Below are 22,752 nucleotides of genomic sequence, written 5' to 3'. Positions count from 1 at the left end.
CCCCCGCCGACATCGGCGGCTACTACCGCCCCGACCCCGACAAGACCAGCGCCGTCATGCGGCCGTCCGCCACGCTGAACACCATCGTGGATCGACTGACGGAGAAGCCGAGCGCCTGAGTTGCGGATCGCCCGTTTCCGCTCCTCCCTCGACGCCGATGACGGCGGGATCTTCACCGCCGTCATCGCGTCGAGCGCGGCACTCGCCTACGAGCACGACATCGCCATCGCGGCCCGCCGCATCGCCGGGGACCCGGCCGCACTGCATACCCGCAGCAGGGCGCGCATCGTCGCGCTCCCGACGAACCTCGGCGGCCGAATCCGCGCCACCCACCGGCTCGTCGCCGGCGCCGACCTGGTCACCCTCGAAGGCACCTGGGACCCGTGGAACCCGCTCACCGCGGCCACCTGCGTGGTCCGGCGCACGCCATACCTCTGCGTGGCGCACGGCTCCTGGAGCCACTTCGTCAAGGACCGCTATCCCGCTAAACACCTCAAGAAGTTGCTGTGGTGGGGGCTCGTCGAACACTGGGTCGTGCGCGGCGGCGCGGGGATCTGGTGGACCAGCGAGCGCGAGAAGCGCTCCTCGATCGAGACCTTCCCCGGCATCCCGGACCGCGACCCCGTGGTCGAACTCGCCACCGAGGACCTGCGCGGCAAGCGCGACACCGCTTCGCACGACCCCGGCGTCCTCCAGCTGGTCACCCTGACCCGAATCCACCCGCTCAAGCGGCTCGACGACCTCGTCCGGGCGGTCGCGGGGCTGGCGGCCGCGCCATACGGGCTGCGGGTGCACCTGAGCATCGTCGGCGACGGCCCCCCGGAGGTCATCGCCGGCCTCACCGCGCTCGCCGCCGACCTCGGGGTCGCCGACCGGATCACCTGGACCGGTCCCCTGTGGGGCGATGCGCGGATCGCGCCGCTCGCCTCCGCGGACATCTATGTCTGCCCGGGGCCGGAGAGTTTCGGGATGGCCGTGGCCGAGGCCCTCTCGGCGAACCTGCCCGTCGTCGTCTCCGACGAGGTCGCCCTCGCCGGCGAGATCGAGGAGGCCGGGGCGGGAGCCGTGTTCCGGTATGCCGACGTCCCCGACCTCACCGCGGCCCTCGCCCGGGTGGCGGCCGCCGTCGCCGATCCTGGCTACGGGACTGCGCCACGGCAGCTGTGGGAGCGGCGGTTCAGCCCTCAGGCCTTCCGGCGGCGATTTTCCGAGTCAGGACTCATTCCACGCCTGTAGGCGTTTTCGGGCGGTGAGGTCTTTGCGGCACAATTCGCGTCGTGGAGACGATCGGGCGGACCGGGCCCTGGGTCATCGATGAGTCGGTCGCCTGGGTGCACCACGATGACCGCGTCGTCCTGGTGAAGCTGGCTCCCCCGTTCACGGCGCTTCCCACTCGACTCGACGCGACCGGAGCGATTCTCTGGAGCGCCATTGCCCAGGGTGAAACGCTGGACGAGCTGGTGACCAATTTCGAGGGCGATCCGGACGAGGTTCGGCGCGGGATCATCGACTTCGTGACGAACGTGCTGGCCCAAGGCTTAATCGGACCGGCGGACCGTTCGTGACCGCCGAACTGACTCTCGCCGAGGCAACCCACCTCGCTCATGCGGTGGCCGCACGAGCAATGGCAACCGAGGACATACGGGTGCTCTTCGTCAAAGGTCCTGTAGCGGTGTCTCAAGGGCTGAGGACGGGGGGACTATCGAGCGATGTCGACATCCTGTGCGATCCTGCACGTGTCCGGGATGCCGTCGATCTCGTGCATGAATATGGGTGGACCCGCTATTCCGGCGAGCAGACAGACGCGATGGCCATCGGCATGCACGCCACCGCCTTCACGATCCCTGGGTGGCCGCCCACGATCGACTTGCACGCGAATTTTCCTGGAATGCTGGCCGATCCGCAGTCGGCGTTCGAACGGTTGTGGGCTGCCCACCGCATCGTCCGGCTGGCCCACCACAACATCCCCGCCCCGGCGCCGGCCGATCATTTCGTCATTCTCGCGCTGCACGCCCTACGCACCCTTGCACCGGGTGAACAAACGGTCGCGATGGCGCCCTTGAAGACTGCGTGGGCGTCACTAGATCCCCGTGAGCGACAGGACGTCGTGACCACGGCCCGGGAAACCGGAGCTTTGGAACCACTGCGCGAGGTTCTGATCGAACTAGGTGCTGAACCGGGGCCTGCCGACGACCGCTTCTCGACCGCGCTGGCTCAGTGGCGGCGATCCCGCGAACACGTGGGCGACTCGGCCGTCGTCTGGCTGACGCGCTGGGAGCAAGCGCGCTGGCGCGAGCGGCCGGAGCTCGTATGGCGCGCGTTCTGGGACATCTCGATGGACAACTCTCGCTCGCCGCAGGAGTGGGAGCTGGCGACACGGCGTGAGCGGGCCCTGGGGCGTCTGCGACGGGCGCGGCGTGGACTGGCCGGGGTGCCGCGCGCCATCAATGGGCGACGCGGGAAGGGGTCGTAGTCCGCATCCCGCAACCCCCGCCGGCGGCGTCAGGGGTGCGCGGCGAGGGGGTGGGCACCTCGGCGAGGATGATCTTGTCGACATGCTCCGAGACGACGTCGACCGCACGGCGGCTGAGGCCGGTGTCGGTGACGAGGATGTCGACGCGATCGAGCGCCACGATCGTGCCGAGCCCGACGACGCCCCACTTCGTGTGGTCTGCCGTCACACAGACAGTGCGCGCGCAGTCGATGAGAGCGCGATTCGTCTCCGCCTCAACGAGATTCGGCGTCGTCAACCCCGCTCGCTCGTCGAGGCCATGGACACCGAGGAACAGCATGTCCACATGCAGCGTCCGCAGGGCACCAACCGCGATCGGGCCGACCAAGGCCTCGGACGGTGTGCGCGTGCCGCCGGTGAGCACGACCGTCTGGCCGGCGGTCTCGGCCGTGTCGGCGAGCAATTGCGCCGCAGGGATCGAGTTCGTGACAATCGTGATGCCCTGGACCGATCGCAATTCGGCGGCCAGGGCCATTGTCGTCGTGCCGGCCGAGATGGCGATGGAGCTGCCGGGGGCGACCAGCTGCGCCGCCTCGGCCGCGATCGCCGCCTTGGCCTCGAGCATCAGCCGAGACTTCACAACGAAACCCGGCTCATCGCTGGATGGGGCGGGCGCCGTCAGGCCATGCGCCTGGTCCAGCGAAACGGCGCCACCATGTACCCGTTCGAGCAGCCCGCGCCGCGCCAAGGCCTCGATGTCCCGGCGGACCGTCATATCGGAGACACCCAGCGTGGTCACGAGATCCGCAACGCGCACCGCCCCGGAACCGCCCAACTCCTGAAGGATCCGGGCTTGTCGCTGGCTGGCCAACATGACGGATCAACCCTCCCGGATGGCCGCGCACCCGCCGGGCGGCAGGACGATCTCGGAATCGACGGACGCCGCGGACACCAGGTCATAGCCATCGACGGCCACCCGCACCTCGCCGGCCCCGTGATTGAGCAGGAAGAGCCAGGACCGCTCCCCCGAGCGCCGCCGGACGGCCTCGACCCCCGCCGGGACGTATGCCGCGGGCTCGACCCCCGCCGCATCGATCACCTCACCGAGCACGGACCGCCAGGTGTCGTCGTCGAAGCGCGTCCCGGCATACCACGCCGCCCCGGAGCCCACCCGGCGACAGGTCAAGGCGGGGCTCCCGGCGACGGGACCCCCGGCATACGAGATGAGCACCTCGGCATCGGTCGCGGTCGCGAACTCGCTCCACCGGGCGCCGGTGCCGCGGCTGAGGGCGAGCGAGTCCCCCGGCAGGAGCGGGTTGAACTCCTCCACCCGCACGCCGAGGAAGTCGGTGAAGGCGCCGGGATAACCGCCGAGCCGGACGTGATCGTTCTCGTCGACCAGCCCGGAGACATAGGTCACCAGGACCTGCGCACCGCGCTCAGCGGCGGCCCGGATACTGGCGGCGTCGTCGTCGGTGACGAGGTAGAGGGTCGGGACGATGACCACGGCATACGCGCTGAGCTCGGCGCTGGGGTGGATGACATCGCAGGTAATCCCGCGCTCGCGCAGCAGGCGATGGGTGAGCTGGGCGATCTCGGGATAGTCGACATCGGCGCTCGGCATCGCCGGGCCGCTCCACGCCCACTGCGCCTGGAAGTCATAGAGGATCGCCACCGAGGCCTCGACGCGCGAACCCTTGACCTCACCGAGCGCCGCCGCGATCTCCCCGAGCCGCGCCACTTCACGGAAGCGGGCACTGTCCGCGCCCGCGTGCGGGACCAGCGCGGAGTGCCACTTCTCGGCGCCGGCGCGCGACTGCCGCCACTGGAAGAAGCCGATGGTGTCGGCGCCGTGCGCGACATGCGTGAGGCTGTCCCGGATCGTCTGCCCGAGGGCCTTCGCCGGATTGACCGGCTGCCAGTTCACCGCGCTCGTCGAGTGCTCCATGAGCAACCACGGCGCCCCGCCGGCGAGGCCGCGCGTGACATCGCCCTGAAAGGCGAGCTCCGGCCCCGGGTGGCCCAGAGTGTTCACCAGATAGTGATCGGTGCTGACGATGTCCTGGTGGGGCGCCCACTGGTGATAGTCGAGGTGGCGGAAGCCGGTCATCGACATGAAATTGGTCGTGACGGGAACGCCCGGCGAGAGGTCCGCGAGGATCTCCTTCTCGCCGATGAAGTGCTGCAGCAGGGTGTCGGAGCCGAAGCGCTTGAAGTCGAGGACTTGCGTCGGATTGTGGAAGGTCGGGGTGGTGCGCGGCGGCAGGATCTGCTCGAAGTCGGTATAGCGCTGGCTCCAAAAAGCCGTCCCCCACGCGTGGTTGAGCCGATCGAGGCTGCCATAGCGCCGCTCCAGCCAGACCCGGAAGGCCGCGGCGCAGGTGTCGCAATAGCAGGGCAGGTTGTGGCAGGCGTATTCGTTTGACACGTGCCACATCGCCAGCGCCGGATGCTGGTGGTAGCGCTGCGCGAGTTGGGTGACGAGGGCGCGGGCGGCATCACGGAAGATTGGGCTGCTCGGGCACCAGCTCTGCCGGCTGCCCGGATACAGCGTGGTGCCGTCGATCGTCACCGGCAGGATTTCGGGGTATGCCGTGGTGAGCCACGGCGGCGGGCTCGCCGTCGCGGTGGCCAGGTCGACCGCGATGCCCGCCTCGGCGAGCATCCCCATGATCTCGTCGAGCCAGGCGAAGTCGTACTCGCCCTTGGTCGGCTCCAGCCAGGACCAGGAGAAAATGCCGAGGCTGACGAAGCTCACCCCGGCCTGCTTCATCAACGCGATGTCCTCTTCCCAGACCTCGCGGGGCCACTGCTCGGGGTTGTAGTCGCCGCCATAGGCCAGCACGTCATCGGGCCAGTTCCGCATGCCGCGCAGTCTTCCCGGACAGGCCCACAAACCCTGGTGATCGCTTGTGGTGATTACTGTTCGTTTCCACGAGCTCGTTCAAAGGAGAACATTCATGGCCCGTCCTCGGACTTTCGAGGAGTACCTCGCCTCACTCGTCCCGCCCTCGGTCCGCGGCGTCGACCGCCGCACGATGCTCGCGGGTGGAGTCTGCTCGGCGCCCTCGCCCTGGCCGGCTGCGGCGGCGACAGCGGCTCCGCTTCGAGCACCTCCGCTGGCGGGAGCGGCAGCGCCGCGGCCGCCACCGGTGAGGTCACCCTCGGCTCCAACCAGTCCGACGCCGTCCCGAAGGCCGCCATTCAGGCCGTCGTCGACGCCTTCCAGAAGGCCAACAGCGGCCTGACGGTCAAGGTCAACACCGTCGACCACAACACCTTCCAGGAAAACATCAACAACTACCTGCAAGGCTCCCCCGACGACGTCTTCATGTGGTTCGCGGGCTAGAAGTCGGCCGAGTTCGTCGCGTCCGCCAAGTCCATCGCGCAGTTCATGGACCGCGACACCCGTCCTGACTTCGCCTCCACGGTGATGATCCCGGCGATCCAAGAGTTCATCAAGAACCCCACGGACATCGACGGAATCACCAAGAACATCCAGGCCCAGAAGGTCAGCATCTTCGGATCCTGACCACCGTCGTATGCCGCGCCTGCCCACTCAGGTGCCGGCGCGGCATACGAAATCGGCGTGCGCGAGTTAGGGGTTTGGAAGTGGCGAGATATAAGGGGATCAACCAGATATCGGGGGTCGACCGTATCGTCGTCGCCCTGATGATCGTTGTGCCGACATCGCTGGTGCTCTGGCTGGTGTGGCTGCCGGCGATCGGCTCGGTTTGCTTTCCTTCACCACTGGAATGGCATCGGCTCGATCGGTGACGCCAAGTTCCTGGGTTTGAAGAATTCTCACGACGTGACGACGATCTACCCGCCGTTCTGGCCGGCCGTGCGACACAACCTGATCTGGCTGGCCGTGACCTTCTTGGTCGCCACCCCGCTCGGGATGTTCCTGGCGGTGCTGCTCGACAAGGAGATGCGCGGGTCGAGGATTTATCAGACGTCGTTCTATCTGCCGGTCGTGTTGTCGCTGGCGCTCGTCGGCTTCATCTGGCAGTTGGAGGCGGCCAAGGTCGACGGAGCCAACGAGCGGACCACCTTCTTCAAGATCGTCTTCCCCGTTCTGGCGCCGATCAACATCATCGTCCTGGTCGTCTCCGTCATCGAATCCCTGCGCGCCTTCGACCTGGTCTGGGTCATCAACAAGGGCCGCAACGGATTGGAGTTGATCGCCACCTTGGTCACGCAGAACATCGTGGGTGAAGCCAGCCGGATCGGCTTCGGCTCGGCCCTCGCCACGATCATGCTGCTGATCAGCTCTGTCTTCATCGCCATCTATCTGCGCATCGTCATGAGGGAGGAGCAGCGATGAGCGACACCACCGCCCCGCAATCCACGCCCGTGCAGGCGCTCAAGGTCTCCAAGGTCGCGACGGGATCGGGCAAGGCGAGCAAGGCCACGCAGATCTTCCTGGCCGTCATGGCGGTGATCTGGTTCTTCCCGATCCTGTATGCCGTGATGAACAGTTTCCGGGACTACGCCTATACCGCCAAGCACGGATATGTGTCGTTCGGCGGCTTCACGCTGCAGAACTACAAGAACGCCTTGGAGCGGGCGGATTTCACGCACACCATGATGAACTCGCTGAAGATCACCGTTCCCGCGGTGTTGCTGACGCTGTTCCTGTCGTGCTGCGTGGCCTTCGTGGTCTCGCGGTTCTCGTGGCGGTTCAACCTCGCGCTGCTAGGCCTGTTCACCGCGGCCAACCTGTTGCCGCCGCAGGCCTTGCTGATCCCGGTCTATCGGATGTTCCGGCAGATCCCGATGCCGAGCTGGATCAGTGACTCGGGCACGCTGCTGAACTCGCACTTGGGCCTCATCCTGGTGAATGTCGCGTTCCAGACCGGCTTCTGCTCTTTCGTGTTGTCGAACTATATGAGGACGCTGCCACGGGAGCTGTATGAGTCGGCAGTTGTCGATGGCGCCAGCGTCACGCGACAGTTCTTCGGCCTGACGTTGCCGTTGTGCCGGCCGCCGCTGGCGGCGCTGGCCACGCTGGAGACGACCTGGATCTACAACGAGTTCTTCTGGGCGACGGTGTTGCTGCAGCAGGGTGACAAGTTCCCGGTCACGAGTTCGCTGAACAACCTGCGTGGCGAGTTCTTCACGGACAACAACCTGGTGGCCGCTGGCTCGGTGCTCGTCGCGCTGCCGACGTTGATCATCTTCTTCGTCCTGCAGAAGCAGTTCGTGTCCGGCCTGACGCTGGGAGCGACGAAGGGCTAAGCCGGACCCGCGGCGGAGGAACGAGGTGGGGCGTCATGGGAGACAACATGGACGTACGCAACGGAAATGATCCGTTGCGTACGTCCATGTTGTGACAATGGGCGGGAAAGTGCGCCGCCGCCCGCCCGGATCGCCGTCAGTGGTGGGGGCGGGCGTCGGGGTCCGGGACGTAGTCGTCGGGGATCACGATGGGCTTCAGCCGCGCCCACGCGGTGAAGATGCCGCCGACCACCAGCAGGGCGATGCCGGCGATGAGGTTGGCATTGATATTTCCGGTCTTGTCGAGTTCCTTGTCGCCGAAGAGACCCATGATCGTCAGGATGACTCCGTAGACGAGCAAGAGGCTTCCGATGACATTGCGGACGTCCATTGCACCCGCGCTGTGACCTGCCATGACATTGACTCCTATCGACGCGGGCGGATCAGAAGATCGTATTGAGGACGATGGTCATAGCGAGCGCCACGCCAGCGAGCGGGACCGGACGGCGATACCAGGCCATGCTGGCCTCCTCCGGATCGGTGCGCATCTCCTTCGGCGTCTCGGAGTAGACCAGGCCGACGAGTTCCGAATCCGGCTTGGGCTTGGTCATCAACGAGACGACCACCGACAGGACGATGTCGACCACGAAGGCCGTCGAGGCGGCCGCGAACGCAAGGCCCTGGCCTGGCAGGGTGAACCAGTCACCGAACTTCGACCCCGCCCACAAGGTGACGGCCGAAACCGTGCCCATGACGAGGCCGACCCAGCCGGCCGTCGGGGTCATCCGCTTCCAGAACATACCGAGGATGAATGTCGCGAACAGCGGGGCGTTGAAGAAGCCGAACAGCGTCTGGAGGTAGTCCATGACGTTGCTGAACGAGCCGGCGATCGAGGCCGTGAAGATGGCGATGACCGTGGCGGCGACGGTGGCCAGGCGGCCGACCTGCAGGTAGTGCGAGTCCGAGCGGCCCTTGGCGAGGTAATCGCCATACAGGTCGTAGGTGAAGACCGTGTTGAAGGCCGAGATGTTGGCCGCCATGCCCGCCATGAAGGCGGCGAGGAGGCCGGTGATCGCCAGACCGAGCAGACCATTCGGCAGGACGTCACGCATCAGCAGGAGCATCGAGTCGTTGTAGGTCACGCCTTCACCCGATGACCCGCCCGCTGGCGCGCCACCGGCCTTGAGCTCGGCGATCTCGCTGACCAGGACCGCGGCGATCATGCCGGGGACGATGGTCAAGAAGGGCACGAACATCTTGGGGAAGGCGCCGATGATCGGGGTCTTGCGAGCCGCGGTGATCGACTCCGACGCCATGGCGCGCTGCACTTCGACGAAGTTGGTCGTCCAGTAGCCGAAGGAGAGCACGAAGCCGAGGCCGAAGGTGATGCCGATGACCGACCAGAAAGAGTTGTCGAAGCCTGACAGCGCCTGGCCGGGCCAGGAATGCAGTTGCTCTTCGACGGTGGTGGTGACCGATCCGTCGACGACCTGCGGCTTGAGCTTGGCCTCCAGGCCGCTCCAGCCGCCGAGACGGTGCAGACCGATCAGCGTCAGCGGCAACAGCGAGGCGACAATGACGAAGAACTGCAGGACCTCGTTGTAGATCGCCGCCGACAGGCCACCAAGGGTGATGTAGGACAACACGATTGCGGCGGCCACGATGAGGGTTAGCCACATGGGCAGACCCAGCAGCGCGTGCACGATCGAGCCGAGCAGGTAGAGGTTGACGCCGGCGATCAGCAACTGGGCGAGGGCGAACGACACTGCATTCACGAGGTGAGCTTCCTTGCCGAACCGGCGGAGCATGAACTCCGGGACGGATCGCACTTTGGAGCCGTAGTAGAACGGCATCATCACGACACCCAAGAAGAGCATCGCCGGGATGGCGCCGATCCAGAAGTAGTGCGTGGTGGGCAGACCGATCTGAGCGCCGGTTGCCGACATACCCATGATCTCGACGGCACCGAGGTTGGCCGAGATGAAGGCGAGGCCGGTGACCCAGGCCGGGAGCGAGCGGCCGGACAAGAAGAAGTCGGCCGAATCGGACACATTGCTCTTGACCATCCAACCGATGCCAAGAACGAACATGAAGTAGATCGCGAGGATCGCATAGTCGACGAAGCTGGCGCTGATCAGCGTGTCGGCCGTCACCAAAGCAGGCAACATCCGTGTTTGCCTTTCGTCAGGGTGGAATGGTTCCGGACGACCAGCGACGCTAGTGACTCGCGCCCGCGCGTGCAGGCGGAGGCGCTGGTGGCGCCGGATTCGATATGTAATCGAGATCATACGACACGCCGCGGCAGGGGGTTTGTCGCGAGGCGCGGCATACGTGCCGTATCGTGGTTGATCCCCCCCGGTCTACCGACGCGCGGTGCCGCGGCCTGAGCCCGCGAGGTGAGCAGTGCGGCTCGCCCACCAAACCACACCCGTTGATCAAGGAGCATTTCCATGCACACCCCCAAGCTGCCTGCGCGGCTGGGCGCCGAATTCCTCGGCACCTTCTGGCTTGTCTTCGCCGGTTGTGGCAGCGCGATCTTCGCCGCGCTCTACCTCGGCGGTGACGCCTCCAATGTCCAGCTCGGCATCGGCTTCACCGGTGTCGCCCTCGCGTTCGGTTTGACCGTGCTGACCATGGCGTATGCCGTGGGCCACGTCTCCGGCGGGCACTTCAACCCGGCCGTCACCATCGGCCTTGCCGTCGCCAAGCGCTTCGAGTGGAAGGACGTGCCGGCCTATGTCGCCACGCAGGTCGTCGCCGGTCTCGTCGCGGGTGCGGCGCTGCTGACCATCGCCTCGGGCAAGGACGGTTTCGACCGCGTCGGTCACATGGCTGCCAATGGGTATGGCGCGTACTCCCCCGGCGGCTACGCCCTCGGTGCCGTCTTCCTCGCCGAGGCGCTGCTCACCGCGGTCTTCCTCTACATCATCCTGGGCGCCACGGACGGCCGTGCTCCCAAGGGCTTCGCGCCGATCGCCATCGGCCTGGGCCTGACCCTGATCCACCTGGTGTCGATCCCGATCTCCAACACCTCGGTCAACCCGGCCCGCTCGACCGGTGTGGCGTTCTTCAACGCCGACGGCGCCCCGGGCCAGCTGTGGCTGTTCTGGCTCGCCCCGATCGTGGGTGCGGTCATCGCCGGCGCGACCTACGCCATGATCACCGGCGCCAACGAACCGGACATCTCCGGTGAGACCAAGGACGTCCGCGAGAAGGTCGTCGCCGCCTGACGGTCCCCGTCACGCTGAGGTCAATAAGGCCGACGTCAATAGGCCCGAGGCGCCCGCGCTACCGCGTGGGCGCCTCGGCTCTTTCTGCCCTCTCCGCTGGTCAGATCTCGACGCCGGCGACCCGGCCATAGCGGTGCCGGGAGATGCTGAGCGCCTGCTCGTGCAGCCAAAGGGGCAGTTCGGCCGCCGCGTCCGCGGACACGGGTTGCGTGACAACGGCGATGTCGAGTTCGTGGCAGACGCGCAGCACATCCTCGCCTGCCTCGGTGAGCAAGCGCAGTCGATCGGGACGATCCGAGCGCAAGGCGCGCACCAGCGCCGCGTCGTCGCTCTCGGGACCGAAGACGGCGAGGCGACCCGTGCGGCATACGGCTGACGCGGCGCGGGCGGCGTCCACGGCGCCGTCGGGGGTGTCAGCGCCGAACCGCACCATGACCGCGCCCAGCGGCCGGTAGCGGTGGATATTGGCCTCGCTGACCAGGGCACTCGGGTCGCTCTCGACACCGAATCGCTGATCCCACGCCGTCCGATAGGCCGCGGCCGCCGCCGCGAAGTCGATCGCCACCGACGGATGGCGACGGAAGGCCGCGACATAGTCTGGGCCGCCGGCCTTGGGTCCGCCGCCGATCGCCGAACGCTTCCAGCCGCCGAAGGGCTGGCGCCGCACGATCGCCCCGGTGATATGCCGGTTGACATACAAATTGCCCGCCTCGACGGCGGCGAGCCAGGTGTCGATCTCGCCGGGATCGAGCGAGTGGAGGCCCGCGGTCAGGCCGTATGCCGTGCCGTTCTGGATCGCGATGGCGTCCGCCAGATCGTGCGCCCGCACGACCCCGAGGACCGGCCCGAAGCACTCGGTCCGGTGGAACCACGACCCCGGCTGGACCCCGATCCGCACGCCCGGGGACCACAGGCGACCGGAGTCGTCGAGTTGGCGCGGCTCGACGAGCCAGGACTCCCCGGCGTCGAGCCGGGTGAGGCCGCGCTCCAGCGCCTCACCGGGCGGGCTGATGAGCGGGCCCATGATCGTCGCGGGATCGGGACCCCAGCCGACCCGGACGGTGGCGACAGCGTCGGCGAGGCGGCGGCGGAAGTCGGGATCGTCATACACCGGGGCTTCGACGATGGCGAGGCTGGCCGCGGAGCACTTCTGGCCGGCATGCCCGAAGGCGGACTTGACGATGTCCTTGATCGCGGCGTCCTGATCGGCGGCCTCGGTCACGACCAAGGCATTCTTGCCGGAGGTTTCGGCGAGGACGCGGAGCCGGGGCTTCCAGCCGAGGAAGAGCTTGGCACTGTCGTAGGAGCCGGTGAGGATCAAGGTGCCGAAGGCGTCGTGGGTGATCAAGTGCCGGCCGGTGTCGTCGTCGGGGCACGCGAGATATTGGAGCGCGTCCTGTGGGATGCCGGCGGCATGGCACTGATCGACGAGCCATTTGGCGATGCGACGGGTCTCGGGGGCAGGCTTCAACACGACCGTGTTGCCGGCCATGAGCGCGGCGAAGACCCCGCCGGCCGGGATGGCATAGGGGAAGTTCCACGGTGAGGCGATCAGGACGGACCCGATCGGTTCGCTCTCGGCGGGTAGGTCGGCGGTGGCGTAGTAGCGCGCGAAGTCGATCCCCTCACTGACCTCCGGGTCGCCTTCGCGGGCGGTCTTGCCGGCCTCGTCCGCCATCAGGGCGAGGGTCGCGAACCGGTCGGCCTCCATCCGGTCGGCCACTGTGTTCAGGAGCGCGGCTCGCTCGGCGGAAGTCCTCGCGGCCCAGGCTGCTTGCCCGGCGACGATGCGGGCGACGACCTCGTCCACGTCGGCTGGGGTGGTGACGACGTCGACGGTGACGTCCGGCAGCTGGGCCATGGCGGCGGCGAGTTGGCCTCGGACCAGGGCCGCCGTGAAGTCACTGTCGGGAGCGTTGTGGAAGCCGTCGCCGGTCTCGGCGAGCCCGGGCCGGCGCGGGGTCGTCGAGACCGTATGCCGTGCCGCCACCGCCGCCCGGAACCGGCCCGCCTGCTCCTCGAAGCTCGCGCTACCGGGCTCCATCGTGAACATCGCCCGCAGGAAGTTGTCGCGCCCGGTGTTCTCGTCGAACCGCCGCGCGAGATAGGCGAGCGACGCCTCGATCTCGTCATCGCGCACGATCGGGCAGTAGAAGAGGAGGCTCCCGGCCTCGGCGAGGACGGCGCGGGCCTGGGCGGGCACCATACCCTCGAGCATTTCGATCTCGACGCCCGCGCGCCGGGCGGCGGGTAGCTCGCCGATGAGGGTGAGCGCCCAGGCGATATCGAAGAGGTTGTGGCTCGCGACGCCGAGGCGAAGGGTGCCAGTGGCGACGTGACCCAGGGCGGCGTCCAGGAGCCGCTTATAGCTCGCGTCCACATCGGATTTGAGCGGGTATGGCGCTTGCACCCACCCGTGCTGCTCGGCGTCGACGCGCTCCATCGCGAGGTTGGCGCCCTTGACGATGCGGATCTTGATGGGCGGGCCGCCCGCTGCGACACGGGCCGCGGACCATGTCGCGAGGTGGTCCAGCACCGCGTGGCTGTCGGGGAGGTAGGCCTGCAGGACGATTCCGGCGGGAGCGGTCCGGAACTCCTCCTGGCTCAGGACGCGGGTGAAGGCGGCGACGGTGAGGTGGAGATCGGCATACTCCTCCATGTCGAGGTTGACGAAGACCGGGGGGCGCGCGGCGAGGGCGGCCCGGAAGATGACCTCGAGCCGGTCGCAAATGCGGTCGACGCTGTGGTCGAAGGCGGCGACGTCGAGTTGCGCGCAGAGCGCCGAGATCTTGACCGAGACATAGGTGACGTCGCGGCGGGCCATCGTCGCCTGGACGCGGGCGAGGCGGGCGTCGGCCTCGGCGTCACTGAGGATCGCTTCGCCGAGGACGTTGATATTGAGGTCGACGCCGGCGGCGCGGCGGGCGGCGATGTGGGCGCCGAGCGCGGGGTCCTCGGCCGGGATGACCAGGCCGTGGGTTTCGGCGACGATGCGCCGGGTCGCGAGCGGCATGACCAGCGGCGGGAGCCCGGGGGCCAAGCGGGCACCGAGCGCCATCAGCCCCCGGTCGATGAGCCCGAGCGACCGCGGCACCCCGTGCTCCGCGACGATGCGCCGGAAGCGGTTGGCGGCGCGCTTGGGCCGGTCGATCCGCAGGACTTCGTCGGTGAGGGCCTGCACGAGTTCGCGGCCCTCGACGTCCTCGATGAGGCCGGCGAGGCGATCCTGGCGGCGGCGCTCGGCTGGAGTGATGTCGGCGGTGGCGGTGCTCAGCAGGCGGCCGGCGAGGGCGATGGCGGCCTCGACGCGCGCCTCGTCACGAGGATCAGTCACCTTCGGCACTGTACGCCGAGCCTCGGCCGGTGGCGGGCTGAGCGGTTGGGGGCTTGGCGAGGGGCCGAGCGGTTGGGTGCTCGGCGAACCAGGTCGTCCCGTCGTAGCTCAGCGCCTTCTCCAGCCGGAACACCGAGGACTCGCGAAGCGGCGGGAGGTCGTCGAGGGCGAACCATCCGACCTCGACGTTCTCGCCGTCCGCGGGGTAGGGCTCCCCCGACAGGGCCGTTCCCGTGAAGGTGAAATCGATGTATGCGGCGCGGTCGCCATTCGGATAGTTGACCTCCGGCGTGGCCGAGATCGCGACGAGGGCGTCGATCCGCGCCACGATGCCGGTTTCCTCCTCGACCTCACGCGCGAGCGCGACCGCCGGCTCCTCGAACGGCTCAATGATCCCGCTCGGCAGCGCCCAGTCCTGGCTGTCGGAGCGGAACCCCAGCAGAATCCGGCCGTCCGCGTCGCGGATGACACCGGTCGCGCCGGTCATCGGCAGCAGGTCGTTGCCGACCTTCTCGCGCAGGCGGAGGACGAAATCGGGTATCGGCATTCCGGCAGCTTATTGGCGCTGCCTCGACCCGTCGCGTCCGCCGCCGGCATAGGCGCGATACAGGGCGTATGCCGCGCCCGCGCACAGCACGTGCCACACGGCGTGACCTTGGATCGGGGAGGCGGCTCCCGGCCGCGCCCGACATCCGGGCCGAACCAGCCTCCTCGCACCGCCAGCCAGAACAGGCCGCAGGAGAGGACCGCGAACGCGAGGACGACCGGCCGGGTCCGGCCCGGCCACCCCAGCCCCTCGCTCACCCGAAGACCGTTGCGGGGCACGGGGGGAGCATTCGCCAAGCGTATGGGCCCGAACCGGGCCGTGTTGCGAAAGTACTGGACGGGGTCCCCGCGAAGTATCGGAGCGAGGCACGAGCGGAGAACTTCGTGGGGTGTCTTAGAGTCGGAGGTATCCGGTATGCGGCGGGGAGCCCGCGGCATACGTCCAGACCACGACAAAGAGGTTCGAGGCACGTGACTAATTCCCCCGTCAAGGTCGCCGTCACCGGGGCGGCCGGCCAGATCGGCTACAGCCTGCTCTTCCGGCTCGCCAGCGGTGCGCTGCTGGGGCCGGACACCCCGATCGAGTTGCGCTTGTTGGAGATCACGCCGGCGCTGAAGACCCTTGAAGGCGTCGTCATGGAACTCGACGACTGCGCCTTCCCGACGCTTGCTGGCATCGAGATCGGCGACGACCCCAATGTGGTCTTCGACGGCGTCAACCACGCCCTGCTCGTCGGCGCGCGCCCGCGCGGCCCGGGGATGGAGCGCGGTGACCTCCTCGAGGCCAATGGCGGCATCTTCGCCCCGCAGGGCAAGGCACTGAATGCGCATGCGGCCTCCGACATCCGCGTCACGGTGACCGGCAACCCGGCCAACACCAACGCCCTGATCGCGATGTCGAACGCCCCCGACATCCCGACGGAGCGGTTCTCCGCGTTGACCCGGCTTGACCACAACCGCGCGATCTCGCAGCTCGCGGCGAAGCTCGGCGTACCCGTGACCGAGATCAAGAAGATGACGATCTGGGGCAACCACTCGGCGACGCAGTACCCCGACCTGTTCCACGCCGAGGTCGGCGGGCGCAATGCGGCCGAGGCGGTCGGCGACCAGGAGTGGCTGGCCGGGACGTTCATCCCGACCGTGGCCAAGCGCGGCGCGGCGATCATCGAGGCCCGCGGTTCGTCGTCCGCAGCGTCCGCGGCGTCGGCGACGATCGACCACGCCCGTACCTGGATCGAGGGCACCCCGGAGGGTGACTGGGTGTCGATGTCGGTCCGCTCCGACGGGTCGTATGGCGTGCCCGAGGGCCTCATCTCCTCCTTCCCGGTCACGATCAAGGACGGCCAGTGGTCGATCGTGCAGGGCCTGGACATCGACGAGTTCTCGCGCGGCAAGATCGACGCCTCGGTGGCCGAGTTGGCTGAGGAGCGCGAGGCCGTCAAGGGCCTCGGGCTGATCTGAGTCAGCCCGAGGCGGCCACGTCGACGGGCAGAGACACGCCGTATGTCGTGCCGACATACGGCGTGTCTCTGCCCGTCGACTGGTTTTAGCTGTGTCCGGGTTCGTCGAAGGAGGCCCAAGATGACCGCGGTGATGTGGTTCCGCCGGGACCTGCGCCTGGCCGACAATCCGGCGCTCGCATCGGCCGCGGAGGCCGGGGCGATCGTGCCGTTGGTGGTGCTGGATCCGCGCCTGCTCGGGGAGGCCACGCGGCCCCGCGATCGCGCCTACCTGCAGGCGGTGGCCGCCCTGGACGCCTCCTTGGGCGGCCGCCTCGTCATCCGGACCGGCGACCCGGCCACCGTGGTCCCCGCCGTGTGCGCCGAGACCGGTGCCCGGGGGGTGCACGTGAGTGGGGAGTCCACGCCATACGGTCGGCGGCGCGACACCGCGGTGGCCCAGGCCCTGGCGGCGGCGGATGTCGGCTGGCATCCCCTCGGGGGACCGTATGCCGTTGGGCCCGGCCGCGTCCGAACCCGCACCGGTGATCCCTTCCAGGTATTCACCCCGTTCGCCCGGGCGTGGCGCGAGCACGGATGGCGCCCGCCGATTCCGCGCCCGACCGGTCTGCGCACCACCGCCGCGGACAGCGAGACCCTGCCGACGACAGCGGATCACCCCAGCCTGCCCGTGACCGAGGAGCAGGCTGCGGCCGCCTGGCGGGAGTTCACCGAGGGAGCCCTCGCGACGTATGCCGAGGACCGCGACCGCCCCGATCTCGACGGCACCTCCGCCTTGTCAGTGGCGCTCAAACTCGGCACGATTCACCCGCGCACCCTTCTGCAGACGGTCGCCGCCGACCGCTCCCCCGGCGCCGAGGTGTTCGTCACCGAGTTGGCGTGGCGGGAGTTCTATGCCGATGTGCTGTGGCACCACCCCTCCTCCGCGTGGCGCGATCTGAAAGGCACGCTCCGCTCCCTGCCGTATGCCGATCCCGCCGACCCGCTCATCGCTCGCCGAATCTCGGCGTGGCGGGAGGGCCGCACGGGCTACCCCTTGGTGGACGCTGGCATGCGGGCGCTGGCGAAGGACGGGTGGCTGCACAACCGGGTGCGAATGGTGGTCGCCAGCTTCTTGGTCAAGGACCTGCACGTCTGGTGGCCCGTCGGGGCGCGGCACTTCCTGGACCTGCTGGCCGACGGCGACCTGGCCTCCAACAGCCATGGGTGGCAGTGGGTGGCTGGGACGGGGACGGATGCCGCGCCATACTTCCGGATCTTCAACCCGGTGGCGCAGGGGAAGCGGTTCGACCCGGACGGCACGTATGTGCGCCGGCACGTGCCGGAACTCGCCCATCTCGGCGGGGCCGCGGTGCACGAGCCGTGGCGGGCCGGCGACGGCTACGCGCACGGCTATCCCAGCCGGATCGTCGATCACGGCGACGAGCGGGCGGAGGCGCTGGAGCGGTACGCGGCGGCGCGGCATACGTAACGCGAGTTGGTGCCCCGGTGGGATCGGGGGCTTAGGGACTGGCGGCGAGGAAGAGGTAGGCCGCGGCCAGGACCAAGTGAACGACGCCTTGGAGGCGCGTGGCCCGGCCCGGGACGACGGTCAACACGCTCACGACGAGCGTGATGACCAGGAGCACCGAGTGGGTCGAGCCCAGACCGAGTTTCAGTGGGGTGTCGACCCAGATCGAGGCGACGGCCAAGACGGGGATGGTCAGCCCGATGCTCGCCATCGCCGAGCCGTAGGCGAGGTTGAGGCTGGTCTGAACGCGCTTGCGCCGCGCCGCCTTGCCGGCGGCCAGCGTCTCCGGCAGCAGCACAACGAGCGCGATGATCACCCCGACGAACGACAGCGGCAGGCCGGCGGCGCGCACGCCCTCCTCAATGGCGGGCGACTCGACCTTGGCCAGGCCGACGACCGCGACCAGGGAGACCAGGAGCAACGCCAGGCTGCCCAGGGCTGTGCGCGCATCCGGCGGATCGGCGTGATCGTCGTCGCGTCGCACGCGCCCGTCGTCGTGCACGGGCAAAAAGAAGTCGCGATGGCGCATCGTCTGGGTGATGACGAAGGTGCCATAGAGCGTGAGGGAGCAGACGGCCGCGAAGGCCAACTGCCCGCCGGTGTATTCCGGCCCGGGCTCACTCACCGTGAACGTCGGCAACACCAGGCAGAGCGTCGCCAGCGTGGCGACCGTCGCGAGCGCGCCCCCGGAGCCCTCGGCATTGAAGCGCACCGTCTCGTAGCGCAGCGCGCCCAGCAGTAGCGACACCCCGACGATGCCATTCAGCGTGATCATGACGGCGGCGAAGACTGTATCTCTAGCCAACGTTGATGCTTTGTCCCCGCCGCTGGACATCAACGTGAGGATCAACGCGACTTCGATGATGGTGACGGCGATGGCTAGGACGAGGGAGCCGAACGGCTCGCCCACCCGGTGCGCCACGACTTCGGCGTGATGGACGGCCGCCAACACGGCCCCGGCGAGCAGCGTCGCGACGAGGATGACGGTGAGGGTTCCGGGGTGGCGGCCCCACGTTGCCGCGAGGGCGACCAGCGCTGCGAAGGGGGCCACGGTGGTCCAGCTGGGCTTGCGCATGATGGTGTCGATTCTAGTGGCGAGGGCGACCACGGCCTCGCCGAGTCACACGCGGGCGCGCAGATCCAAGGCGAAGCCCGCGATCAACAGCGCCGCGCCGAAAACAATCAGCAAGGTCACATCGAAGCCGCGGCTGCGCGTAATCAGCCCACCGGCGAGCCGCGGCGGCAGGACCAGGCGCAGCAGCGCCCCGAGCAGGCAACTGCCCCCCAACGTCACGGTGGCGCGGAGCAGGTGGTCCGTCGCCGCCCACCCGACGCCGCCCGCGAAACCCGCGATGACCAGCCACCACCAGCCGAGCCGGGCGACGGCGGGCGGGCGCGGCTCGGGTCCGCGGCGGACCGGAGGCGGGGTCATGCCGGCGGTGTCATGGCAACGTCCTGCGTGTCACGCCGGAGTCAGTTCGTGCGGTCATCGCGGACGCGGCCGGATCAGGCCAGCCCCGCCTCGCGCTCGGCGGCCTCAACCACATTGGTCAGCAGCATCGCGCGGGTCATCGGGCCGACTCCGCCGGGGTTCGGGCTGACATATCCCGCGACCTCCCAGACGTCGGGATGCACGTCACCCGCGACGACCTTGCGCCCGTCCTCGGCGATGATCCGGCTGACCCCCACGTCGAGGACCGCGGCCCCGGGCGCCACCATGTCGGCGGTCACGATGCCGGGAACCCCAGCCGCGGCCACGATGATGTCGGCCCGGCGAAGTTCCGCCCCAAGATCCTTCGTGCCCGTGTGACAGGTCACGACCGTCGCATTCTCCGATCGACGCGTCAGGATCAGCCCGAGCGGCCGGCCCACCGTGATGCCGCGCCCGACGACGGCGACGCGAGCGCCGGCGAGGGGAACGTCATACCGCCGAAGCAGTTCAATGCACCCCATCGGGGTGCACGGCAGCGGCGCCGGGCGGCCCAGGACGAGCCAGCCGAGGTTGGTCGGGTGCAGGCCATCAACGTCCTTGGCCGGGTCGACGCGGGAGAGGATCGCGTTCTCGTCGAGCCCGGTCGGTTGCTGCACGAGGAAGCCGGTGCAGGCGGGGTCGGCGTTGAGGTCGTCGACGACCGCGAGGACCTCCGCCAAGGAGGTGCCGGCCGGCAGGTCGCGGCGCATGCTCCGGATGCCAATCTCGGCGCAATCGCGGTGCTTGGCCCCGACGTACCAGTGGCTACCGGGATCATCACCCACCAGCACAGTCCCGAGGCCGGGGACGACGCCACGCTCGGCGAGAGCCGCAACCCGGGCCGTCAGCTCTTGCTTGATCGTCGCGAGGATGGCGGAGCCGTCGAGTGTCTGCGCGGTCATACGGGGAATCCTGACACAGCCCCGGCGAGGCAAGGTGCGCCACAATGACGCATGCTCACCGTCGCCACCGCCCAGGCTCTCGCCGCCGCCGGAATCCTCTGGCAACCCGTCGCCGGCGACCGGTTCACGATCACCCAGGACGAGTTGTCCGGGCAGGTGTTCTGGATCTCCGATCTGACCATCGAGGTCCACCATTACCAGGACCAGACGGTCCTCGGCTTCAATGGCACGACCGAGTGGGCGCTGGATTCGGTGCCCCTCGACGTCGCCCTGTGGCTGCCCCGTGAGGACCAGCTCCGCGAACTCATCGGTGACCGCCTTCAGTCCCTTCGCCGCACGGAAGCCGGCTGGGAGGTGGGGGTCGAGACGGGTGGGGAGGCTGCGGCATACCTCCGGGAAGAGGTGGAGGAGGCGTATGCCGCGGCCCTCCTCGCGCTGGCCACCCCTGATCCACCGCCCGACGCACCCCGAACCGAACCGCCCTCCGGCGCGTCCTCATAGGTGACGGCCACCTGCATGACAAGGTGGCGCCGAGGAGGGTGACATCGTGAACAGCGTGACGCGCCGAACGGCGATGGTGGCAACGGGGGCGGCGTTCGCGGCGGCGATCACCGGGTGCGACCAAGCGGCCAACGGATCGGGAGCCACCGGCAACGGAGGCACTGGCAAGAACAAGGGCAAGGCAAAGGTCACCCTCATCGGCGATGGCTCGACCTCGGACACCGGACCGCAGCCGCACCAACCCAAACTGCCCTCACTGAAGCCGGGGATGGCCCCGCCGCAGTTCGTCGTCTTCTCGTGGGACGGCGGCGCCGAGACGGGCGACCACATGCTGACGCGCTTCCGCAAGGTGATGAAGGACGTCGGCGGGTCAATGACGATCTTCTTGAGCGGTCTCTATCTTCTGCCGCGCGCTAAGGCCGACCTCTACAAGCCGCCGCGCAACCGGGTGGGCGCCTCGGACATCGGCTACCTGACCGACGAATCGATCCGGCGCACGATCACCGGCGTTCGCGATGCGTGGCTGGAAGGCCACGAGATCGGCACGCATTTCAACGGTCACTTCTGCGGGGGCTCGGGCTCTGTGGGCAATTGGTCGACGGCCGATTGGACCAGCGAAATCGAGCAGGCCGAGGCGATGGTCATGAAATGGAAGACCAACACGGGCTTCACCGATCTGCCACCATTCCCGTTCGACTACCGCACGGAGTTGATCGGCTCGCGCGCGCCCTGCCTGATGGGGCAGGAGGCCCTGCTTCCGGCGGCCGTCGCGGCGCACTGGCGCTATGACAGTTCGGTCGGGGCGCCGCAGATGTGGCCGAAGCACTACGCCGACTCGTCGCTGTGGCTGCTGCCGATGTCGCAGGTGCCCTTCCCGGGGCACACCTTCGAGGTCATCGCGATGGACTACAACTACATGGCAAACCAGGCCGGGCCGAAGCCGACGAAGGACCCGACCAACTACGCGAAGTGGAAGGCCGAGGCGCTCGGTGCGTTGGTCGCCGGGCACGAGCGTGCGGTCTCGGGCAATCGGGCGCCTCTGATCATTGGCAACCACTTCGAGACCTGGAACGGCGGCATCTACATGGATGCGGTCGAGGAGGCCATGCGCAAATTCGGCGACGCCGCCGACACCTATCTGGTGTCGTTCCGGCAACTCGTCCAGTGGCTCGACGCGCAGAATCCGGCGCTGCTGGCCGAGCTTCGCGACCTGCCCGTGGGGCAGGCGCCCGCGGGTGGCTGGGCGAGCTTCGGCGCCCACGCCAGCAGCGCGCCGAGCACCGACAGCGCCGAACCGGACGGTCCCCTGGGAGAGTAGGCGGATGAGCACTTTGCGCATCCCCGCCCGGTTCAATGGTCCCCCGCAGTCGGCGAACGGCGGCTGGTTCGCCGGGGCGATCGCGGAGCACCTCGCGCCGGGGCTGCCGGGGCCCGGCGCGCCCAGCCCGGCCGTGACGGTGCGGCTGAGCGCGCCGCCGCCGCTGGAGATCGACCTGCAGATCGAACCCGACGGGGACGGTGTCCGGCTCACCGACGGCGACACCCTGGTCGCCGTCGCAAACCTGAGCGAGCCCTTGCCGCGCCCGTCGGGGACGCCCGTGACGTTCGCCGAGGCGCGGGCGGTGGGATCGGCATACGAAGGGTTGACGGAGCATCCGTTCTCGACCTGCTTCTCCTGCGGAACGGCCCGCGAGGACGGTTTGGGGTTGCGACCGGCGGCGGTGGGCGATGACACCGGGGCGTATGCCGCGGCTTGGGTCCCGCGGGAGGTCTCGGTCCCGATCGGGTGGGCCGCGCTGGACTGCCCTGGGGGATGGTCGGCGGGGATCGCCGGGCGCCCGATGGTGCTGGGGACGATGACCGCGCAACTCTTCGCGCTGCCCGAGGTCGGGCAGGAGTGCGTCGTGATGGCGTGGCCCGGGGCGAGTTCGGGGCGGCGGTTCGAGTCGTCCTCGGCGCTGTACGGGCCGTCCGGTGAGCTGCTCGGCGCCGCCCGGGCCGTCTGGATCGCCGTGAACCCCGCTGCGGTGCGCCCGGTGGGTCGGTGACAGTCCTCCGAACTTCTGCTCGCAGCAGTTAGTCAACTGTGGACACCTTGCAAGTTGTCCGCAGTTGACTAACTTGTG

23 protein-coding genes are annotated in these 22,752 nt (G+C 68.6%); 14 read left to right on the top strand and 9 right to left on the bottom strand.

What is annotated here, in order from left to right:
• From BN13_RS20930 to BN13_RS09525, 4 genes are all read left to right on the top strand, one after another.
• Window positions 1-119, top strand: a 119-nt coding sequence (locus BN13_RS20930; RefSeq protein WP_157038714.1) for an NADP-dependent isocitrate dehydrogenase, incomplete at its 5' end; no start/stop codon positions are given.
• Window position 120: 1 nt separating this feature from the next.
• A complete protein-coding gene (locus BN13_RS09535; protein WP_048546333.1) occupies window positions 121-1,236 on the top strand; it encodes a glycosyltransferase in 1,116 nt (371 codons plus the stop codon).
• Between the two features lie 41 nt (window positions 1,237-1,277).
• Window positions 1,278-1,565, top strand: coding sequence for a PqqD family protein (locus tag BN13_RS09530; protein ID WP_048546331.1), 288 nt, complete (start codon window positions 1,278-1,280; stop codon window positions 1,563-1,565).
• The gene (locus tag BN13_RS09525) at window positions 1,562-2,473 is read left to right on the top strand and encodes a nucleotidyltransferase family protein (protein WP_048546329.1); all 912 of its coding nucleotides are present in this window, start codon (window positions 1,562-1,564) and stop codon (window positions 2,471-2,473) included. The genes BN13_RS09530 and BN13_RS09525 overlap by 4 nt, the downstream gene beginning before the upstream one ends.
• Here the strand turns inward: BN13_RS09525 and BN13_RS09520 are convergent.
• A complete protein-coding gene (locus BN13_RS09520; RefSeq protein ID WP_084733672.1) occupies window positions 2,445-3,326 on the bottom strand; it encodes a DeoR/GlpR family DNA-binding transcription regulator in 882 nt (293 codons plus the stop codon). The genes BN13_RS09525 and BN13_RS09520 overlap by 29 nt on opposite strands.
• Before the next feature lie 6 nt (window positions 3,327-3,332).
• A complete protein-coding gene (locus BN13_RS09515; protein ID WP_048546327.1) occupies window positions 3,333-5,318 on the bottom strand; it encodes a beta-galactosidase in 1,986 nt (661 codons plus the stop codon).
• A gap of 36 nt (window positions 5,319-5,354) precedes the next feature.
• Here BN13_RS09515 and BN13_RS20000 point away from each other — a divergent pair, with 36 nt between their 5' ends.
• The 4 genes from BN13_RS20000 (at window position 5,355) to BN13_RS09500 (ending at window position 7,693) form a co-directional block, all read left to right on the top strand.
• Entirely contained in the window at window positions 5,355-5,801 is a 447-nt protein-coding gene (locus tag BN13_RS20000; RefSeq protein ID WP_048546326.1) for a type 2 periplasmic-binding domain-containing protein, read from the top strand.
• A gap of 45 nt (window positions 5,802-5,846) precedes the next feature.
• Window positions 5,847-5,984, top strand: a complete 138-nt coding sequence (locus BN13_RS19270) for a hypothetical protein (protein WP_157038529.1) — start codon at window positions 5,847-5,849, stop codon at window positions 5,982-5,984.
• 279 nt (window positions 5,985-6,263) lie between these two features.
• Window positions 6,264-6,779, top strand: coding sequence for a carbohydrate ABC transporter permease (locus BN13_RS09505; protein WP_235434005.1), 516 nt, complete (start codon window positions 6,264-6,266; stop codon window positions 6,777-6,779).
• Entirely contained in the window at window positions 6,776-7,693 is a 918-nt protein-coding gene (locus tag BN13_RS09500) for a carbohydrate ABC transporter permease (RefSeq protein WP_084733671.1), read from the top strand. The genes BN13_RS09505 and BN13_RS09500 overlap by 4 nt, the downstream gene beginning before the upstream one ends.
• 136 nt (window positions 7,694-7,829) lie before the next feature.
• On the opposite strand, the gene BN13_RS09495 is transcribed toward BN13_RS09500, so the two are convergent.
• Window positions 7,830-8,087: a hypothetical protein gene (locus tag BN13_RS09495; protein ID WP_048546325.1), complete on the bottom strand. Its 258-nt coding sequence runs from the start codon at window positions 8,085-8,087 to the stop codon at window positions 7,830-7,832.
• 28 nt (window positions 8,088-8,115) lie between these two features.
• Window positions 8,116-9,840 (bottom strand): sodium:solute symporter family protein, encoded by a 1,725-nt coding sequence (locus BN13_RS09490; protein ID WP_048546324.1) that lies wholly within the window; start codon window positions 9,838-9,840, stop codon window positions 8,116-8,118.
• Between the two features lie 282 nt (window positions 9,841-10,122).
• On the opposite strand from BN13_RS09490, the gene aqpZ reads away from it, so the two are divergent.
• Window positions 10,123-10,902, top strand: a complete 780-nt coding sequence (aqpZ, locus tag BN13_RS09485) for an aquaporin Z (protein WP_048546323.1) — start codon at window positions 10,123-10,125, stop codon at window positions 10,900-10,902.
• A 100-nt stretch (window positions 10,903-11,002) separates the two neighbouring features.
• Here aqpZ and BN13_RS09480 read toward each other — a convergent pair whose 3' ends face one another.
• Window positions 11,003-14,236: a bifunctional proline dehydrogenase/L-glutamate gamma-semialdehyde dehydrogenase gene (locus BN13_RS09480; protein WP_048546322.1), complete on the bottom strand. Its 3,234-nt coding sequence runs from the start codon at window positions 14,234-14,236 to the stop codon at window positions 11,003-11,005.
• Window positions 14,229-14,783, bottom strand: a complete 555-nt coding sequence (locus tag BN13_RS09475; RefSeq protein WP_084733670.1) for an NUDIX hydrolase — start codon at window positions 14,781-14,783, stop codon at window positions 14,229-14,231. The genes BN13_RS09480 and BN13_RS09475 overlap by 8 nt, the downstream gene beginning before the upstream one ends.
• 470 nt (window positions 14,784-15,253) lie before the next feature.
• Here BN13_RS09475 and BN13_RS09470 point away from each other — a divergent pair, with 470 nt between their 5' ends.
• Window positions 15,254-16,243 (top strand): malate dehydrogenase, encoded by a 990-nt coding sequence (locus BN13_RS09470; protein ID WP_048546320.1) that lies wholly within the window; start codon window positions 15,254-15,256, stop codon window positions 16,241-16,243.
• Between the two features lie 120 nt (window positions 16,244-16,363).
• Window positions 16,364-17,713 carry a cryptochrome/photolyase family protein gene (locus BN13_RS09465; RefSeq protein WP_048546319.1) on the top strand — a complete coding sequence of 450 codons (1,350 nt, stop codon included), beginning with the start codon at window positions 16,364-16,366 and terminating at the stop codon, window positions 17,711-17,713.
• A 31-nt stretch (window positions 17,714-17,744) separates the two neighbouring features.
• On the opposite strand, the gene BN13_RS09460 is transcribed toward BN13_RS09465, so the two are convergent.
• From BN13_RS09460 to BN13_RS09450, 3 genes are all read right to left on the bottom strand, one after another.
• Window positions 17,745-18,827 carry a calcium:proton antiporter gene (locus tag BN13_RS09460; protein WP_048549039.1) on the bottom strand — a complete coding sequence of 361 codons (1,083 nt, stop codon included), beginning with the start codon at window positions 18,825-18,827 and terminating at the stop codon, window positions 17,745-17,747.
• A gap of 45 nt (window positions 18,828-18,872) precedes the next feature.
• Window positions 18,873-19,184 (bottom strand): DUF3017 domain-containing protein, encoded by a 312-nt coding sequence (locus tag BN13_RS09455; protein ID WP_048546318.1) that lies wholly within the window; start codon window positions 19,182-19,184, stop codon window positions 18,873-18,875.
• Window positions 19,185-19,258: 74 nt separating this feature from the next.
• On the bottom strand, window positions 19,259-20,125 hold the full coding sequence (locus BN13_RS09450; protein WP_048546317.1) for a bifunctional methylenetetrahydrofolate dehydrogenase/methenyltetrahydrofolate cyclohydrolase: 867 nt from the start codon (window positions 20,123-20,125) through the stop codon (window positions 19,259-19,261).
• A gap of 51 nt (window positions 20,126-20,176) precedes the next feature.
• On the opposite strand from BN13_RS09450, the gene BN13_RS09445 reads away from it, so the two are divergent.
• The 3 genes from BN13_RS09445 to BN13_RS09435 are packed head-to-tail and all read left to right on the top strand — an operon-like array spanning window position 20,177 to window position 22,674.
• Window positions 20,177-20,626, top strand: a complete 450-nt coding sequence (locus tag BN13_RS09445) for a hypothetical protein (protein ID WP_048546315.1) — start codon at window positions 20,177-20,179, stop codon at window positions 20,624-20,626.
• A 55-nt stretch (window positions 20,627-20,681) separates the two neighbouring features.
• Window positions 20,682-21,944 carry a polysaccharide deacetylase family protein gene (locus BN13_RS09440; protein ID WP_201329070.1) on the top strand — a complete coding sequence of 421 codons (1,263 nt, stop codon included), beginning with the start codon at window positions 20,682-20,684 and terminating at the stop codon, window positions 21,942-21,944.
• Window positions 21,945-21,948: 4 nt separating this feature from the next.
• Window positions 21,949-22,674: a hypothetical protein gene (locus BN13_RS09435; protein ID WP_048546313.1), complete on the top strand. Its 726-nt coding sequence runs from the start codon at window positions 21,949-21,951 to the stop codon at window positions 22,672-22,674.
• Window positions 22,675-22,752: the final 78 nt, after the last annotated feature.

It is taken from the genome of Nostocoides jenkinsii Ben 74, from assembly GCF_001046875.1.
In the GTDB taxonomy this organism is placed as follows: Bacteria; Actinomycetota; Actinomycetes; order Actinomycetales; family Dermatophilaceae; genus Nostocoides_A; species Nostocoides_A jenkinsii.
This window is presented reverse-complemented; position numbering and strand designations above follow the sequence as displayed.

Excerpts from the sequence above, each read along its gene's own strand:
- BN13_RS09465 (WP_048546319.1), top strand. The coding sequence starts at position 16,364 with ATGACCGCGGTGATGTGGTTCCGCCGGGACCTGCGCCTGGCCGACAAT.
- BN13_RS09500 (WP_084733671.1), top strand. The coding sequence starts at position 6,776 with ATGAGCGACACCACCGCCCCGCAATCCACGCCCGTGCAGGCGCTCAAG.
- BN13_RS09455 (WP_048546318.1), bottom strand. The coding sequence starts at position 19,184 with ATGACCCCGCCTCCGGTCCGCCGCGGACCCGAGCCGCGCCCGCCCGCC.
- BN13_RS09450 (WP_048546317.1), bottom strand. The coding sequence starts at position 20,125 with ATGACCGCGCAGACACTCGACGGCTCCGCCATCCTCGCGACGATCAAG.
- BN13_RS09445 (WP_048546315.1), top strand. The coding sequence starts at position 20,177 with ATGCTCACCGTCGCCACCGCCCAGGCTCTCGCCGCCGCCGGAATCCTC.
- BN13_RS19270 (WP_157038529.1), top strand. The coding sequence starts at position 5,847 with ATGGACCGCGACACCCGTCCTGACTTCGCCTCCACGGTGATGATCCCG.
- BN13_RS09495 (WP_048546325.1), bottom strand. The coding sequence starts at position 8,087 with ATGGCAGGTCACAGCGCGGGTGCAATGGACGTCCGCAATGTCATCGGA.
- aqpZ (WP_048546323.1), top strand. The coding sequence starts at position 10,123 with ATGCACACCCCCAAGCTGCCTGCGCGGCTGGGCGCCGAATTCCTCGGC.
- BN13_RS09515 (WP_048546327.1), bottom strand. The coding sequence starts at position 5,318 with ATGCGGAACTGGCCCGATGACGTGCTGGCCTATGGCGGCGACTACAAC.
- BN13_RS09520 (WP_084733672.1), bottom strand. The coding sequence starts at position 3,326 with ATGTTGGCCAGCCAGCGACAAGCCCGGATCCTTCAGGAGTTGGGCGGT.
- BN13_RS09460 (WP_048549039.1), bottom strand. The coding sequence starts at position 18,827 with ATGCGCAAGCCCAGCTGGACCACCGTGGCCCCCTTCGCAGCGCTGGTC.
- BN13_RS09475 (WP_084733670.1), bottom strand. The coding sequence starts at position 14,783 with ATGCCGATACCCGATTTCGTCCTCCGCCTGCGCGAGAAGGTCGGCAAC.
- BN13_RS09490 (WP_048546324.1), bottom strand. The coding sequence starts at position 9,840 with ATGTTGCCTGCTTTGGTGACGGCCGACACGCTGATCAGCGCCAGCTTC.
- BN13_RS09435 (WP_048546313.1), top strand. The coding sequence starts at position 21,949 with ATGAGCACTTTGCGCATCCCCGCCCGGTTCAATGGTCCCCCGCAGTCG.